Origin of the sequence: Pseudomonas sp. PICF6 (genome assembly GCF_009831705.1) — a bacterium.
Taxonomy (GTDB): Bacteria; Pseudomonadota; Gammaproteobacteria; order Pseudomonadales; family Pseudomonadaceae; genus Aquipseudomonas; species Aquipseudomonas rhizophila.
The window spans coordinates 493,313-506,783 of record NZ_WUUD01000026.1 but is presented as its reverse complement, the minus strand read 5'-3'; the positions used below and the strand labels follow the sequence as shown (position 1 = coordinate 506,783).

Sequence of the window (13,471 nt, the reverse complement as noted above, 5' to 3'; positions counted from 1 at the left end):
TCCCGAAGTCCGTGGCGCACGATTAGAGCACTGGTTACTGGGGCATGCGAGTGGGCTGGCCACGTCAGGCATGGACCCTGTCAAGAAGGGCCTGTAGAAACCAACGGCCCTAAAGCAACACATTCACCTCATAAATGTTCCAGAACCGTAAGCCTGTCCAATTCGCAGACAGCCGCTCTGGAGATAGTACCCATGGCTTTCAGCAAGATTGAGGGACTGAGGGCCTACTAAAAATTGGCCTATCTACGACATCGCCATGACTGCAGCACTGCGTTTACGCCATGGCGATCATCAGCATTCACGCGCGAACACACCAGGTGATTGAAATGACCAATCCAAAACTCGAAGTGCTGACACCAAGCAATTGCCAAGTGATCTTCATCGATCAACAGCCGCAAATGGCATTTGGGGTACAAAGCATTGATCGGCAGACATTGAAGAACAACACCGTGGGCCTGGCCAAGGCCGCGAAGATTTTCTCTATTCCAACCATCATCACCACGGTCGAAACAGAAAGCTTTTCGGGTCATACCTATCCGGAATTACTGGCCGTTTTTCCTGAGGCACCGATCCTTGAGCGTACCTCGATGAACTCCTGGGACGACCAGAAAGTACGCGATGCGCTGAAAAAGAATGGCCGTAACAAGGTGATCGTCTCTGGCTTGTGGACCGAAGTCTGCAATACGACTTTCGCACTGTCCGCGATGCATGATGCCGGCTATGAAATTTATATGGTGGCCGACGCCTCTGGCGGTACCAGCCAAGCTGCGCACGATTACTCCATGCAACGCATGATTCAGGCTGGAGTTGTCCCAGTGACCTGGCAGCAAGTTCTGCTGGAGTGGCAGCGTGACTGGAAGAACCGCGATACCTACGACGCCGTTATGGCATTGGTCAAAGAGCACTCTGGCGCATATGGCATGGGCGTCGACTACGCCTACACCATGGTGCACAAGGCTCCTGAGCGGGTAACACACGGGCCGACGCTGGAGCCTGTTGCGGCGAAGATCTGACCTCTGTCGGGTCGGCAGTATAGGTCGACCCGACTTCAAATCAGTTCGGGTCTACCCGCCGTAACGGAGCTGGCTGGATTCGAGTGATCGCCAGGCGCCTGGCTCAACCCACAACGCCACGAGGAATGATCATGAGTGAAGATCTGTCAGACAAAGGCCGTCGCCGGTTTCTCGCTACCAGCTCCGTTCTCGGAGCCGCGGGCGCACTCTGGTCTGCCCTGCCTTTTGCCGGCTCCGCCGGCAGCTCTTTCGCCAACCCTGCGGGAGGTTCCATGGAAGCCGATCTGATTCTTTACAACGGCCGTCTGCACACCGTGGATCGTGAAAAGCCGCAAGCAACAGCTGTGGCCATTAAGGACGGAAAGTTCATCGCCGTAGGCAGCGACGCAGAGGCCATGGCGGTCCGCGGTGATGCGACCCAGGTTGTCGACTTGCAAAAGCGTACGGTGATCCCAGGTCTCAATGACTCGCACCTGCACCTGATCCGTGGTGGCCTGAATTACAACCTGGAACTGCGCTGGGAGGGTGTTCCATCTCTCGCTGACGCGTTGCGGATGCTCAAGGATCAGGCTGATCGCACGCCTGCGCCGCAGTGGGTTCGGGTCGTGGGGGGCTGGAATGAATTCCAGTTCGCCGAGCGCCGTCTGCCTACTCTGGACGAATTGAACAAGGCCGCACCAGATACGCCGGTATTCGTTCTGCACCTTTATGACCGCGCCCTCCTGAATCGGGCGGCACTGCGCGTTGTCGGCTATACCCGCGACACGCCTAATCCGTCGGGCGGAGAGATTGTCCGCGACAGCAATGGCGAACCCACCGGCATGCTGGTAGCCAAACCCAACGCGATGATTCTCTATTCGACCCTGGCCAAGGGGCCAAAACTGCCGCTGGAATACCAGGTCAACTCGACACGCCAGTTTATGCGCGAACTCAACCGCCTTGGCGTGACCAGTGCCATCGATGCTGGTGGTGGTTTTCAGAACTATCCGGACGACTATGAAGTGGTCCGCGAGCTGGCCAAGCACAACCAGTTGAGCGTGCGCATCGCCTACAACCTGTTTACCCAGAAACCCAAGGAAGAGCTGACCGACTTCAAGAACTGGAGCGCCATGGTCAAGCCTGGCGATGGCGATAACTTCTTCCGGCACAACGGTGCCGGTGAAATGCTGGTGTTCTCTGCCGCAGACTTCGAAGACTTCCTCGAACCTCGGCCAGACCTTGCGCCGACTATGGAGCAGGACCTGGAACCCGTGGTCCGTCACTTGGTCGAGCAGCGCTGGCCGTTCCGGCTGCACGCGACCTACGACGAATCCATTTCGCGAATGCTCGATGTGTTCGAGCGGGTCAATCGCGACATTCCGTTCAATGGCCTGCCATGGTTCTTCGATCACGCAGAAACCATCAGTCCGAAGAACATCGAGCGGGTACGCGCCCTTGGCGGTGGCATTGCCATTCAGGACCGCATGGCCTTCCAAGGCGAGTATTTCGTCGACCGCTACGGCAGCAAGGCCGCTGAACAGACCCCGCCAATTCAACGCATGCTGGCTGAAGGCGTACCAGTTGGGGCAGGGACTGATGCAACTCGCGTCTCCAGCTACAACCCCTGGACCTCGCTTTATTGGCTGGTCAGCGGCCGAACCGTTGGAGGGCTGGAGCTGTACCCTAACGGTCTTTCGCGTGACACCGCCCTGCAGCTCTTTACCCATGGCAGTGCCTGGTTTTCGTCAGAGCAAGGCAAGAAGGGCCAGATCAAGGTCGGGCAACTGGCTGACCTCACGGCCCTGTCGGCGGACTTCTTCAGTGTCGAGGAAGAGGCGATCAAGTGGATCGAGTCGGTGCTGACCGTCGTCGACGGCAAAGTGGTCTACGGCGCCGCGGAATTCGACCAGCTGTCGCCGCCGAGCCTGCCGGTCATGCCGGACTGGTCACCGGTTGCCAAGGTACCCGGCCACTGGCGTCCCGCTTCACCGCTGCTGACTCAGGTGCATCAATGCTCAGGCCCTTGCGCGGTGCATGCGCATAGCCATGACAAGGTGCGTCGGTCATCCGTACCCGTCAGTAACTACCAAGGTTTCTGGGGTGCCTTCGGCTGCTCCTGCTTCGCTTTCTGAACATGGACACGACTATCGAAAAGCGCTCCCCCTGGAGCGCGCTGCGCCATAGCACTTTCCGCTGGCTATGGCTGGCCAGCATTGCCTCCAACATCGGCACTTGGATGCACGAAGTAGGGGCCGGCTGGTTGATGACGACGCTGTCGGCCAGCCCCATGCACGTTGCCTTGGTGCAGGTTGCAGGCTCCGCGCCGATGTTCTTTCTTGCTCTTCCAGCGGGAGCCATGGCCGACATCGTCGACAAGCGTCGCTACCTGCTTATGGTGCAAGTGTGGATGGCCGCGGTGGCGATGCTCCTGGCTCTGCTCACGCTAAACGGCATGATGACCGTCGCGCTGCTGCTCCTCCTGACCCTGAGCATGGGCGTGGGGACTGCACTGATGATGCCGGCCTGGTCAGCTTTGACGCCCGAACTGGTCGACAAGCGCGACCTCGGTTCGGCCATCGCCCTGTCCAGCCTTGGCATCAACGTCGCCCGGGCCATCGGACCGGCGATTGCCGGGGTACTGGTCAGCCTCACCGGCCCCTGGGCCACCTTCGCGCTGAACGCCGTATCGTTCCTCGCGGTGATGGCGGTGCTGTATACCTGGAAACGCGAGCAGACACCTGCGTTGTTCCCGGCGGAACGGCTGCTCGGTGCCATGCGCGCAGGCTGGCGCTACAGCCGCAGCTCCCAGCCGTTGCAAGCGGTGCTGGTGCGGTCGGCGGCGTTCTTCGTCGGTGCCAGTGCCGGCATGTCGCTGCTGCCGCTGATCGTACGCGCTGAACTGAACGGCAGCGCCAGCGATTTCGGTCTGCTGCTCGGCAGTGTCGGCGTCGGTGCAGTGCTCGGCGCTACTTTACTGCCGCGCATCCGTGATGCGGTGAACCCCGATCACCTGGTGGCCGGCTCCAGCCTGCTCTACGCCCTGGTGCTTTGCGCGCTGGCCGGGGTGCGCAACCTGTACTGGCTGATACCGGTGATGATGATCAGTGGCGCGGCCTGGATCGCCGTGTTGTCGAGCCTGCAAATGGCAGCACAGACTTCCGTACCCAACTGGGTGCGGGCGCGGGCACTGTCGGTATACATCCTGGTGTTCTTCGGCAGCATGGCGGCCGGCGGCGCGCTGTGGGGCTTCGTCGCCAGCCACCTGTCGATCAGCCTCACCCTGCTGATCGCAGGCGGGGTTCTGCTGGTGGGCATCGTACTGACCCTGCACTTCCATTTGCCGGTCACCGAGACCGAAGACCTGGCCCCGTCCCTGCACTGGCCTGCACCGATCCTTGCCGATGACCAGGACCAGGAACGCGGTCCAGTGATGATCACCCTTGAGTATCAAGTCGACCCGTCGCAGGCAGAACAGTTTCGCCTTGCCATGCAGGATGTACGCAGCATGCGAATGCGCAATGGTGCCTTTTCCTGGGGGCTGGTCCAGGACAGTGAGCATTCGCAACGTTGGCTGGAGTTTTTCTTTGATGAGTCCTGGCTTGAACATCTGCGCCACCACGGCCGGGTAACCCGTGCCGAACAACGCATCGAGGCTGCGGCTCGCCAGTTCCAAGCGGTCGGGGTCGCCATACGCATTCATCACTATCTGACCCCCACTAAGTCCCACACCTGAGCGCATTCACAAAGGAGTCAACGCATGAACCGCAATGACATGCGCAAGGTGGGTCTCAATCTGCTGATTCTTATTGAGGCGTTGATGCACGAGCGCAATCTCACTCGCGTCTCGGAAAAACGCTTCTTATGGGATCAGGGATGATGAATACAACCGTGCTATTCATACATGGCGAATGGCTGTCTGCCGCCGCCTGGGATAATTTCTCCAGTCGCTATCGGGCATGCGGCTACACCTGTATTGCGCCACCTTGGCCCTTATCGGAGGGGCCGCCAGAGAGGCTGCGCAGCGCGCCACATACCGATTTCCCACGGCTTGGGATCAGACAAATTATTGAGCACTATGCAGCGCTGATTCGGCGCATGCCTCAGCCGCCCTTGCTGATTGGCCACTCGCTGGGCGGTCTGCTCGTTCAGATGCTGTTGGATCGTGGTCTTGGCTGTGCCGGCATTGCGATTGCAGCGATACCCCCTCGCGGGGTAATACCGCGCTTGAGCGTTCTCTACAGGGCGATACCCATGCGCATGGCCTGGAGCAGTTGGAAGCGAGTCATGTATTTTCCGCTACCAGAATTTACCCAACAATTTACCCAGGCTATGGCGATCCAGGATATTGCGCTGCTATATGCAAACCATATCGTGCCAGCACCGGGGCGGATTTTCTTTGAAGCGGCTTTCGGTATTGGCACCTATGTCGATTTTGCCAATGACCGCAGAGCACCGCTGCTGTTGATCGCCGCCGAGAACGATCACAGCGTACGGCCCTGCGTGGTGACGTCGAACTATCGGCACTACAACCGCTCTGCGGCCAGCACCTCGCTCAAGTGCTTTGCCGGGTACAGCCATTGGCTCATCACCGAACCAGGTTGGGAGCAAGTAGCTGACTACACAATTGAATGGGCGCAAACTCAGCTGGGTCGTTTTTGATTTTTTTCAGGTTCGCGCGGTGATTAGCGTATTGGGATCTTACCCAACCAAACAGCAGATGTTCACCCCAGGAAATCGCTGGCGCACATGCACGGCGTTGGCAATCCATATGCTGTTGGTTTGCCTGCCATGGTTCAGTACGACGGCAACGGCCTCCGACTACTTACTGGACACGCTGGAGCACCACCGTTGGACCGTCGCTGATGAGGGACCTAGCCAGGTAGGGGCTTTGGCCCAGACCCGAGACGGTTATCTCTGGCTCGGAACCAACGATTCGCTCTATCGCTTTGATGGTCTGGACTTCGCGCGCTATACCCCGCCAGACGGTAACCCGCTTGGCATCATTTCCGTACTCAAGGCGGAGGATGAGGGCTTGTGGGCCGGTCTCCGTACTGGGGGCATAAGCCTGATCACCGACACGGGCATAACCACCTACCCAGTCAGCGCTGGGTTGCCTGGCGGAGTGGTCTATAGCATCGCCAAGGATCACAGTGGCGCAGTCTGGATCGCCGCAAATGATGGTTTGGCACGGTTTGACGGTAACGCCTGGCAACGTATCGGTACCGACTGGAACTTTCCGGGACGACATGCCCGCGCGGTACTCCTCGACCGCGACGGAACGCTATGGGCAGCCAATGAAGATCGCCTGTTCTATCTGCCGTCGGGGGCCCGAGCGTTTGTCGATGCAGGCATTGCGGTGGGTTGGGTGAGTCAAATGGCTCAGGCTCCAGATGGGGCCATCTGGATGGCCGAACGATATGGCGGTTCGCTGCGCCGAATCGTGCCAAGCGAAGGCGATGCGGCGACCCAGGTGACCGTAATCGACGGTGCTAATGGTTTGTTATTCGACAGCGCCGGGGCGATATGGGTGGGTACCAGCGGTAAGGGCGTTCGCTATGTGCCAGCCTCTGCCAGCCGCAACGCGCTATCGATAACTGACGCCCTTGATCACCAAGAAGCGTTTATGGCCAAGGATGGCTTGAGTGCAGATAACGTTCTCCCAATACTCGAAGATGTCGACGGCAATATTTGGGTGGGCACTAGCGCCGGGTTAGACCGTTTTCGGCCTAGTGCTATGGTCTCGGCCGCATTTCCACACAACGCCCAGAATTTCGCATTGGTTGCCGGTGCGGCAGGCAGCGTCTGGGCAGGTACCAGCAACCTACCTGCAATGCGCCTGAGCAGTACGGGGTTGACCACTCTGGATATACCGGCACCGATTAGTAATGCCTTCGGTGATGCTAACGGTAATATCTGGATGGCTGGCAGCAACGGTATATGGCGTGCGCAAGGAGACAAAATCGAGCGAGTTGCCTCATTGCCAACTCAGGATGCGCTTGACTCAGCCGTACGCGCGATGACTCTCGATCAGGCGGGCGACCTGTGGGTTTCGATCAACCGCAAAGGGTTGTTCGTTCTTCGAGACGGACGTTGGTCAATCGTTGCCCCGCCTAATGCTGATCCAAGCCAGCTAATGCCTGTCAGCGCTACCACTGATCCTCTTGGCAGGCTCTGGTTCGGCTACCGCAATAACCTGATTGTGACTCACGACGGCAAGGTACAACGACACTGGGGGGCGGACGAAGGCTTAAAGGTTGGTCATGTCACCGCGATGCTACATCAGGGCCATCTCACCTGGGTTGGTGGCCAGCGTGGAGTGGCCTTCTTCGATGGTGAGCGCTTCCACAGCCTTCATCTACCGGACAATGGACTGTTCGACAATATCTACGCGATTCTAGCCGTACCTCCCAGAGAACCTGAAGGCGACGGTAGCTATGATCTCTGGCTCCACGGCAAAGCCGGGGTCTATCAGTTGACCGCTCGTGAATTAAAGCGCGCCATCGCTGACCCGCTATATCAGATAAGTTACCGCAGCTATGAGGTGATTGGTGGCCTGGCCAACGACCCCCACCAAGTACTTCCATTACCCACTGCAGTGCGTAGTACGGATGGACGTCTATGGTTTAGCACCAGTAAGGGCGTGACCTGGATCGATCCAACTCGATACGTGCAGAGTAAAGCCGCCCCCAAGGTAGTTATCCAATCATTCAATGTCGATGGTAAGGAACCCCCACCCAGTGAGTTGTCACGGCTGGGAGCAGAGCCAAGAAGCATCGAAATCTCTTACACAGCGCTCAGCCTCTCAGGTATGCAAGGCTTGCACTTTCGCTATTTGTTGGAGGGGTTCGACACAGACTGGCAGCAGGCGGGTTCAAAACGTAGCGCCATCTATACGGGGCTCGGCCCCGGAGATTATAGGTTCCGCGTATTAGCCTCCAATCAGGGTGGGCTACTGAGCACCGAAGAGGCCGTGCTGAGCTTCAGTATTCGACCCGTTTTCTACCACACCCCACTGTTTATCGTATTGAGCGGTCTAGCAGTGGTAAGCGTTTTGTGGATGCTGCATCGCTTCAATATTCGCCGTTCGGCCCAGAATCTGCGGGACCGCCTTGAGGAGCGACACGCCGAGCGCGAGCGAATCGCCCGTGAACTGCATGACACCCTACTCCAGGGTGTGCAGGGCCTTATGTTGAGTTTCCAAGCCGCCACTGAGCAAATACCCAGTACTCATCCGGCTCGAGGCAGAATGGAGAGAGCGCTAGACCGCGCAGATCAGGTTTTGGTGGAGGCACGAGAGCGGGTGAATAATCTGCGTGATCTGAACGAGCCGGCTCTGGACCTGATCGATGCATTTGCCGCTGTCACGAGTGAGCTGCAGCTAGAAGGCAGTACGCGCTTTACCCTGAGCAGCCACGGCACGCCACTGCCGCTGCACCCTATAGTCGGTGAAGAAAGCTACCGGATAGGCTGTGAAGCGATCATGAACGCCTTTCGACATGCCAATGCGCAGAATGTGGAAATCCAGATCGTCTACACCAAACACGCATTTCAGCTGAGCGTTGGCGATAATGGTAGCGGCATCAACCCACAGTATCTGCCGCCCAATATCCGCCCCAATCACTGGGGCTTACACGGCATGCTGGAGCGGGCCGAAAAAATAGGCGGGCGGCTGTCTATTCAAAGAGGAGCCCACAGCGGCACTGAAATTCAACTGACTGTACCCGCGGTAATGGCCTATCGACGTATCCCGCGACGTCTTAGCCAGTGGCTACGTGTATTGACCCAATTGAGGCCCTGAGTGTGCACCCAGAGAATGAACAGATACGCGTGCTGGTCGTCGATGACCACCCTCTGCTGCGCGAGGGTATAGCCGCCGTCCTTGAAGCCCAATCAGACATAGCGCTGGTCGGCGAGGCGACCAATGGGCACGAAGCGCTTCAGCTATTTCGCTTGCTGCGCCCGGACGTCACCCTGATGGATCTACAAATGCCCGAGATGGATGGCATCGAGGCGATTCATGCCATTCGCGCCGAGTTTCCTTGCGCACGCATTGCCATTCTGACCACCTATCGGGGTGATGTACGGGCATTACATGCGATCAAGGCGGGAGCTATCGGCTACTTATTGAAAAGTAGTCTACGCAAGGAGTTGCTGGATGCCATCCGCTCTATTGCTGCAGGCAACAACCATTTCCCGGCAGAGATAGCTGTTGAACTGGCTGATCACCTAAGCCACGACTGCCTGACCGCTCGTGAAATCCAAGTTCTGCAATGTGTGGCAATGGGTAAACCCAACAAGCAAATCGCCGCGGAACTCATGATCACGGAAGACACCATCAAGGGGCATTTAAGAAATATCATGGACAAGTTGGGTGCCAGCAATCGCACCCATGCGGTCACTCTCGGCATTCAGCGCGGCATCATCACTGTGTAATACCCCACTTTTGAGGGGGGCGCGCGCCCCCCATTGTTGTCTTATGTGCGATCAGAGCACGGCGTAGCATGGTGCCATGGACATAAAGATCCACAGTGGAGCACCGCCATGCGTGCCACCTTGCATGCCGTTACCCCGGCAACTGCAGTAGACAGCCAGACTCAGCGCTGTATTTCCGACGAGGCTTATGACGGCGTCATGCAATTGCTTAGAGATGCTCAAGCGCACCTGAGCATTGACCGTGACTCAGCCTGCCTATGCCTGACCCGCGCCCTGGTCATGTTGCAAAAGAGCGATAGTCAGTTAAAAAGCCGCCATGGCTGCCTATCCAGTTGGCAAACTAAACGGGTGGTTGACTACATCGACGCTAACCTCGACTCATCAATACGCACAAATCAGTTGGCTGCTGTTCTCAGCCTGAGTGTCAGTTACTTCTCGCATGCTTTCAAAAATACCTTTGGTGTAACGCCGCTGGTTTACGTCGCACGTCGTCGCATCGAATCTGCGCGTCAGATCATGCTCACGACCGACTCCTCGCTGACCGACATCGCCCACAGCCACGGATTCTGTGACCAATCCCATTTCATCCGTACCTTCCGCCGCCAGATCGGGGTTACACCTCAGGCTTGGCGACGTTTGTGCGATGCTGGGTTATACGAGGAACAGACCAGTTCCACCCCCAGAACACTGGCCATTGTCAGGGCCTCAGCGTGCAACGCATAGCGCAGGGCTATCGCTCCCGGATATCGAAGCGCAGGGGCTTGCCGCCAGCGCTCATCCAAATTGCGGAGTTCGAAACAATGAGCCTAGAGGCGCACGCAACGGCTACGAGGAACGTCGCCTGCGTTGGTGCGCCAAGCAGATGAAGCATGCCTTCGACAGCAGCCGCCAGCAGCGCCAGGACGAACGCCAGCAGGCGCAGGCGACGCTGCTCGACACCTTGGCCCGGCTCGACCAGAACATGGCAGCCCAGAACGAGAGCCAGCGCCAGTTGCTGGACTTGCAGAGCCGCCAGTTCAAGCACCACACCGCCACGACCCAACAGGCGCTGACCAACAACCGCTCCAGCATCGACGCGTTGCTGGAGCCGTTGAAGGTGTCGCTGCAGAATCAACAAGCGGGCAACCAGACCCTGCAAGCGTTATTGCAAGAGCAGCAAACCGGTACCCAGACCTTGCAGGTTCTGGTTCAGGAGCAGCAGGCCGGCACCCAGTCGCTGCTCAGGGGCCAGCAGGCGGGTAGCCAGCAGTTGCAAAAGCTGCAAGAGCTGCAAGCGACCGCAAACCAGGCAGGGCAAGCCCTGCTGCAGGAAGCCCAAGCCAGCAGCAAGGTTCGCCGAGACCTGCTGCAAGCCCAGCAAGCCAGCGGCAAGTCCCTGGCCACCGCGTTGCCAATGCTGCAAGCCTTGAACGGCACCAGCGATCAAGTGCTGATGGCGCTGGGCGGCATCGACACCCAATTGCAACAGCATGGCGAGCAGAACCAGGCGCAGCTTGAAGACGCCCATGCTACCCGCCAAGCCATGGAGCACTTGATCGACAGCAACGCGCGCAACCTGGCGGCAATTTCTGGCGCTGCCGAGCAGATGGCCAGCGCGGCGAGCACCATCGGTGAATCGGCCGGTGACCTGCAGCAAGCCATTGCCGACTTCAAGGAAGGTGTCTCCGGTGTGCTGGGGCACCTGAAGCAGGATTTGGGCGAGACCATTGGGCTGATGGGTAGCAGCTTCACCGGCAACATGGAGCAAATGTCTGCCAGCTTGTCTGGCGCCACACAAGGTATCTCCAGTGCGGTGAACAACCTGTCGCAGAGCGTCGGCGAGATCATGGATGACATGAAGTCGTCCAATGAGCGTTCGCTGAAAATGCAGGCCACGGCCCTTAGCACGTTCGAGAGCTCCAGCTACACCTTGCAGGAAAAAGTGCAAGGCATGACGCACCTGGTGGAAGTGCTGCAAGAGCGTATCACCTCGGGGCTCAAGGCGGTTTCCGAAAGCGGCCGGCGCATGGTCGCTCTCGATGGCCGTTACGACGATGTGACGAAACAGGCCGAGCTGGCAGCCAACGAAATCAAGGTTCTGGTCGAGCAGCTCACCGCCATGCAGCAAAGCAGCCCGCTGCAACCTGCCGTGGATGCACTGGCGGCGCGGGTGGAGATGATCGGCCGTAACCTTCAGGGTATTCAGCAGCACTTGGAAGCACTGGGCAACCTTGCCGAACGCAGCCAGCAGCACAGTACCGGCACCGAGATCACCCAGTCGTTGCGCCAGATCATCGAGCAGCTTCATGTTCTCGACCGCCCGCAGCCGGTGGTGTTGCAGCAAGAAACGGTCGAGTGAAGGTAACGGGCGATGAAAGACAAACCGAATGAATGGGTGTCCATTGCCGACCTGATGGCTGGGGTAATGGCGGTGGTGATGCTGCTGTTGGTGATGGCGGTGTTGCAGAAGAGCTATTCGGACATCAAGCACCAGCAGGAGCAGGCCCAGAGCAGTGCCAGCCAGCGGCAGAAGGTGGAGCAGTTACTGGGTGCGTTGCGCGACTCGCTGAACAGTACTGACGGCGCCAGCTTGGTCGCGCTAGACCTGGGCGCGCAGAAGCTGACGTTGCGTGATGGTGTGTTTGGCCGTGGTAGTGCTTGCATTACTGAGCAGTCGCGGGAAGCGTTCAATAGCATCGAGGTGGCGGTGAAGAAGTTCCTGGGGCAGTTCCAGGGCGCCCAGGTTTACATCGAGGGCCATACCGATAACCTGCCGGTGTTGCGCCCAGTCACCAACTTCGAGGCCAATTGCACAGTCTACGACGACAACTTCACGCTCTCGGCCGCGCGCGCGCGTGAGGCGCGCAAGTTGATTATTGGCAACCTGGATGCGGCCACGGCAAGACGAGTGGTGGTGGCGGGTTATGGAGATTCCCAGCCCATCCCTGGCATTGCGCCGGAGGATGCTCAGCAGCGGCGTATCGAAGTGCGCTGGATCACGCCGGAGCAGGCCAAGCCATAAGCTCTCAATGCCTGTAGGAGCAGGTAAACCAGCCCCGACAGGCATTGCACAGCGTTTGAGTTTTGAGCTGAGGTGCGCGGCTTTTACCCTTCGATACGGGTAAACTCGGCCTCGATAAACTCCCCGCTTTGGCGCCATTGCTGGAACTGTTCACGCAGCGTGTTCTGGCTCTGGATAGCATTGCGCACGTCTTCGGCATTGCTTTGCAATGAGGCATAGTCCGGGAAGAACTGGGCCTCGAAGCTTGGGTTGTCGATAAGGGCCAGCAGTTCTTCACGCTGATCGTTGAAGTTGTTCTCCATCTCGACAAGCGCCAGGCGGAACTGATCTTCGCGCTTCTTGCGCTCGTAGCTGTCCCAGGCCTCCAGTGCCAAGCCAGCCACTGACAGAATGCCGTTGAGGTTCTTGGCCAGGTTCACCGCACCCCACGGCTGGAACTTAAGGGTCTTGCCCAGATCCACTCCGAACGTCTTGGCCGCAGTGACGATGCCATCACGGGCTGCCAGGATGCTGCCGTTGTTGATGAACTTGCCCTTGACCACATAGTTCAAGCCCTGCTTGCCCAGGTCGATCACCGTGCTGTTGAAGTGGTCGATCTCCGAATCGAAGCTAAGGCGCATGCGGGAAAGCTCCTGGCTGACACCATTGAGCTGACGATCAAACTCGCTCTTCAGGCGAGCGTTGACCATCACGCCGTCGCGACCTATTTCATGTTCGAAGAACTCTTGGAAGGTTTCCTGGGTCAGGCCCTTGGTGCGCAGGATAAGCCCAGCAAAATAACGCGCAACGAACTCGCGCAAGCCTGCGCGTACTTCCCTCATTTGCCCCTCGGCACCACTGAGTTGGCGAGTGAGGGCACGGTTGACTCCACTCAGGCGCTCCACTTCATCACCCAGGCGCTGGTCGTTCTCCACTGCTACAGGCAACTCCTTGTGTAGCACATCGAGGATGACGCTCTTGCGCGCTTGCTCGACGATTTTCGCCGGCCCGCCACTGGCCTGGATCTTCCTGGCAGTGGCCTGCTGCAGGTTGCCGATATGCGACA

The 13,471-nt window shown here is 58.4% G+C and carries 10 protein-coding genes and 1 pseudogene; 10 read left to right on the top strand and 1 reads right to left on the bottom strand.

Features of this window, described 5'->3' with window-relative positions:
- The first annotated feature begins 326 nt into the window (after nt 1-326).
- The 10 genes and pseudogenes from GSM73_RS18760 (at nt 327) to GSM73_RS18715 (ending at nt 12,426) form a co-directional block, all read left to right on the top strand.
- Entirely contained in the window at nt 327-1,013 is a 687-nt protein-coding gene (locus GSM73_RS18760; RefSeq protein ID WP_047230248.1) for a hydrolase, read from the top strand.
- Between the two features lie 272 nt (nt 1,014-1,285).
- Nucleotides 1,286-3,124 carry an amidohydrolase gene (locus tag GSM73_RS18755; protein WP_160893466.1) on the top strand — a complete coding sequence of 613 codons (1,839 nt, stop codon included), beginning with the start codon at nt 1,286-1,288 and terminating at the stop codon, nt 3,122-3,124.
- 2 nt (nt 3,125-3,126) lie between these two features.
- Nucleotides 3,127-4,725 carry an MFS transporter gene (locus GSM73_RS18750; protein ID WP_107321831.1) on the top strand — a complete coding sequence of 533 codons (1,599 nt, stop codon included), beginning with the start codon at nt 3,127-3,129 and terminating at the stop codon, nt 4,723-4,725.
- Nucleotides 4,726-4,749: 24 nt separating this feature from the next.
- A pseudogene (locus tag GSM73_RS18745) lies at nt 4,750-4,854 on the top strand (LysR family transcriptional regulator); the annotation flags it as partial.
- A gap of 11 nt (nt 4,855-4,865) precedes the next feature.
- A complete protein-coding gene (locus GSM73_RS18740; protein WP_256676959.1) occupies nt 4,866-5,651 on the top strand; it encodes an alpha/beta hydrolase in 786 nt (261 codons plus the stop codon).
- Complete coding sequence (locus tag GSM73_RS18735) at nt 5,617-8,790, top strand: sensor histidine kinase (RefSeq protein WP_256676958.1); 3,174 nt, start codon at nt 5,617-5,619, stop codon at nt 8,788-8,790. Before GSM73_RS18740 ends, GSM73_RS18735 begins: the two co-directional genes overlap by 35 nt.
- A gap of 23 nt (nt 8,791-8,813) precedes the next feature.
- Nucleotides 8,814-9,425 carry a response regulator transcription factor gene (locus GSM73_RS18730; RefSeq protein ID WP_218938993.1) on the top strand — a complete coding sequence of 204 codons (612 nt, stop codon included), beginning with the start codon at nt 8,814-8,816 and terminating at the stop codon, nt 9,423-9,425.
- Between the two features lie 108 nt (nt 9,426-9,533).
- The gene (locus tag GSM73_RS18725) at nt 9,534-10,148 is read left to right on the top strand and encodes an AraC family transcriptional regulator (RefSeq protein WP_160893464.1); all 615 of its coding nucleotides are present in this window, start codon (nt 9,534-9,536) and stop codon (nt 10,146-10,148) included.
- A 139-nt stretch (nt 10,149-10,287) separates the two neighbouring features.
- Entirely contained in the window at nt 10,288-11,763 is a 1,476-nt protein-coding gene (locus GSM73_RS18720; RefSeq protein ID WP_160893462.1) for a hypothetical protein, read from the top strand.
- A gap of 12 nt (nt 11,764-11,775) precedes the next feature.
- A complete protein-coding gene (locus GSM73_RS18715) occupies nt 11,776-12,426 on the top strand; it encodes an OmpA family protein (protein ID WP_160893460.1) in 651 nt (216 codons plus the stop codon).
- Nucleotides 12,427-12,509: 83 nt separating this feature from the next.
- On the opposite strand, the gene GSM73_RS27560 is transcribed toward GSM73_RS18715, so the two are convergent.
- A partial coding sequence (locus GSM73_RS27560; protein WP_306110022.1) for a LeoA/HP0731 family dynamin-like GTPase occupies nt 12,510-13,471 on the bottom strand: 962 nt, incomplete at its 5' end.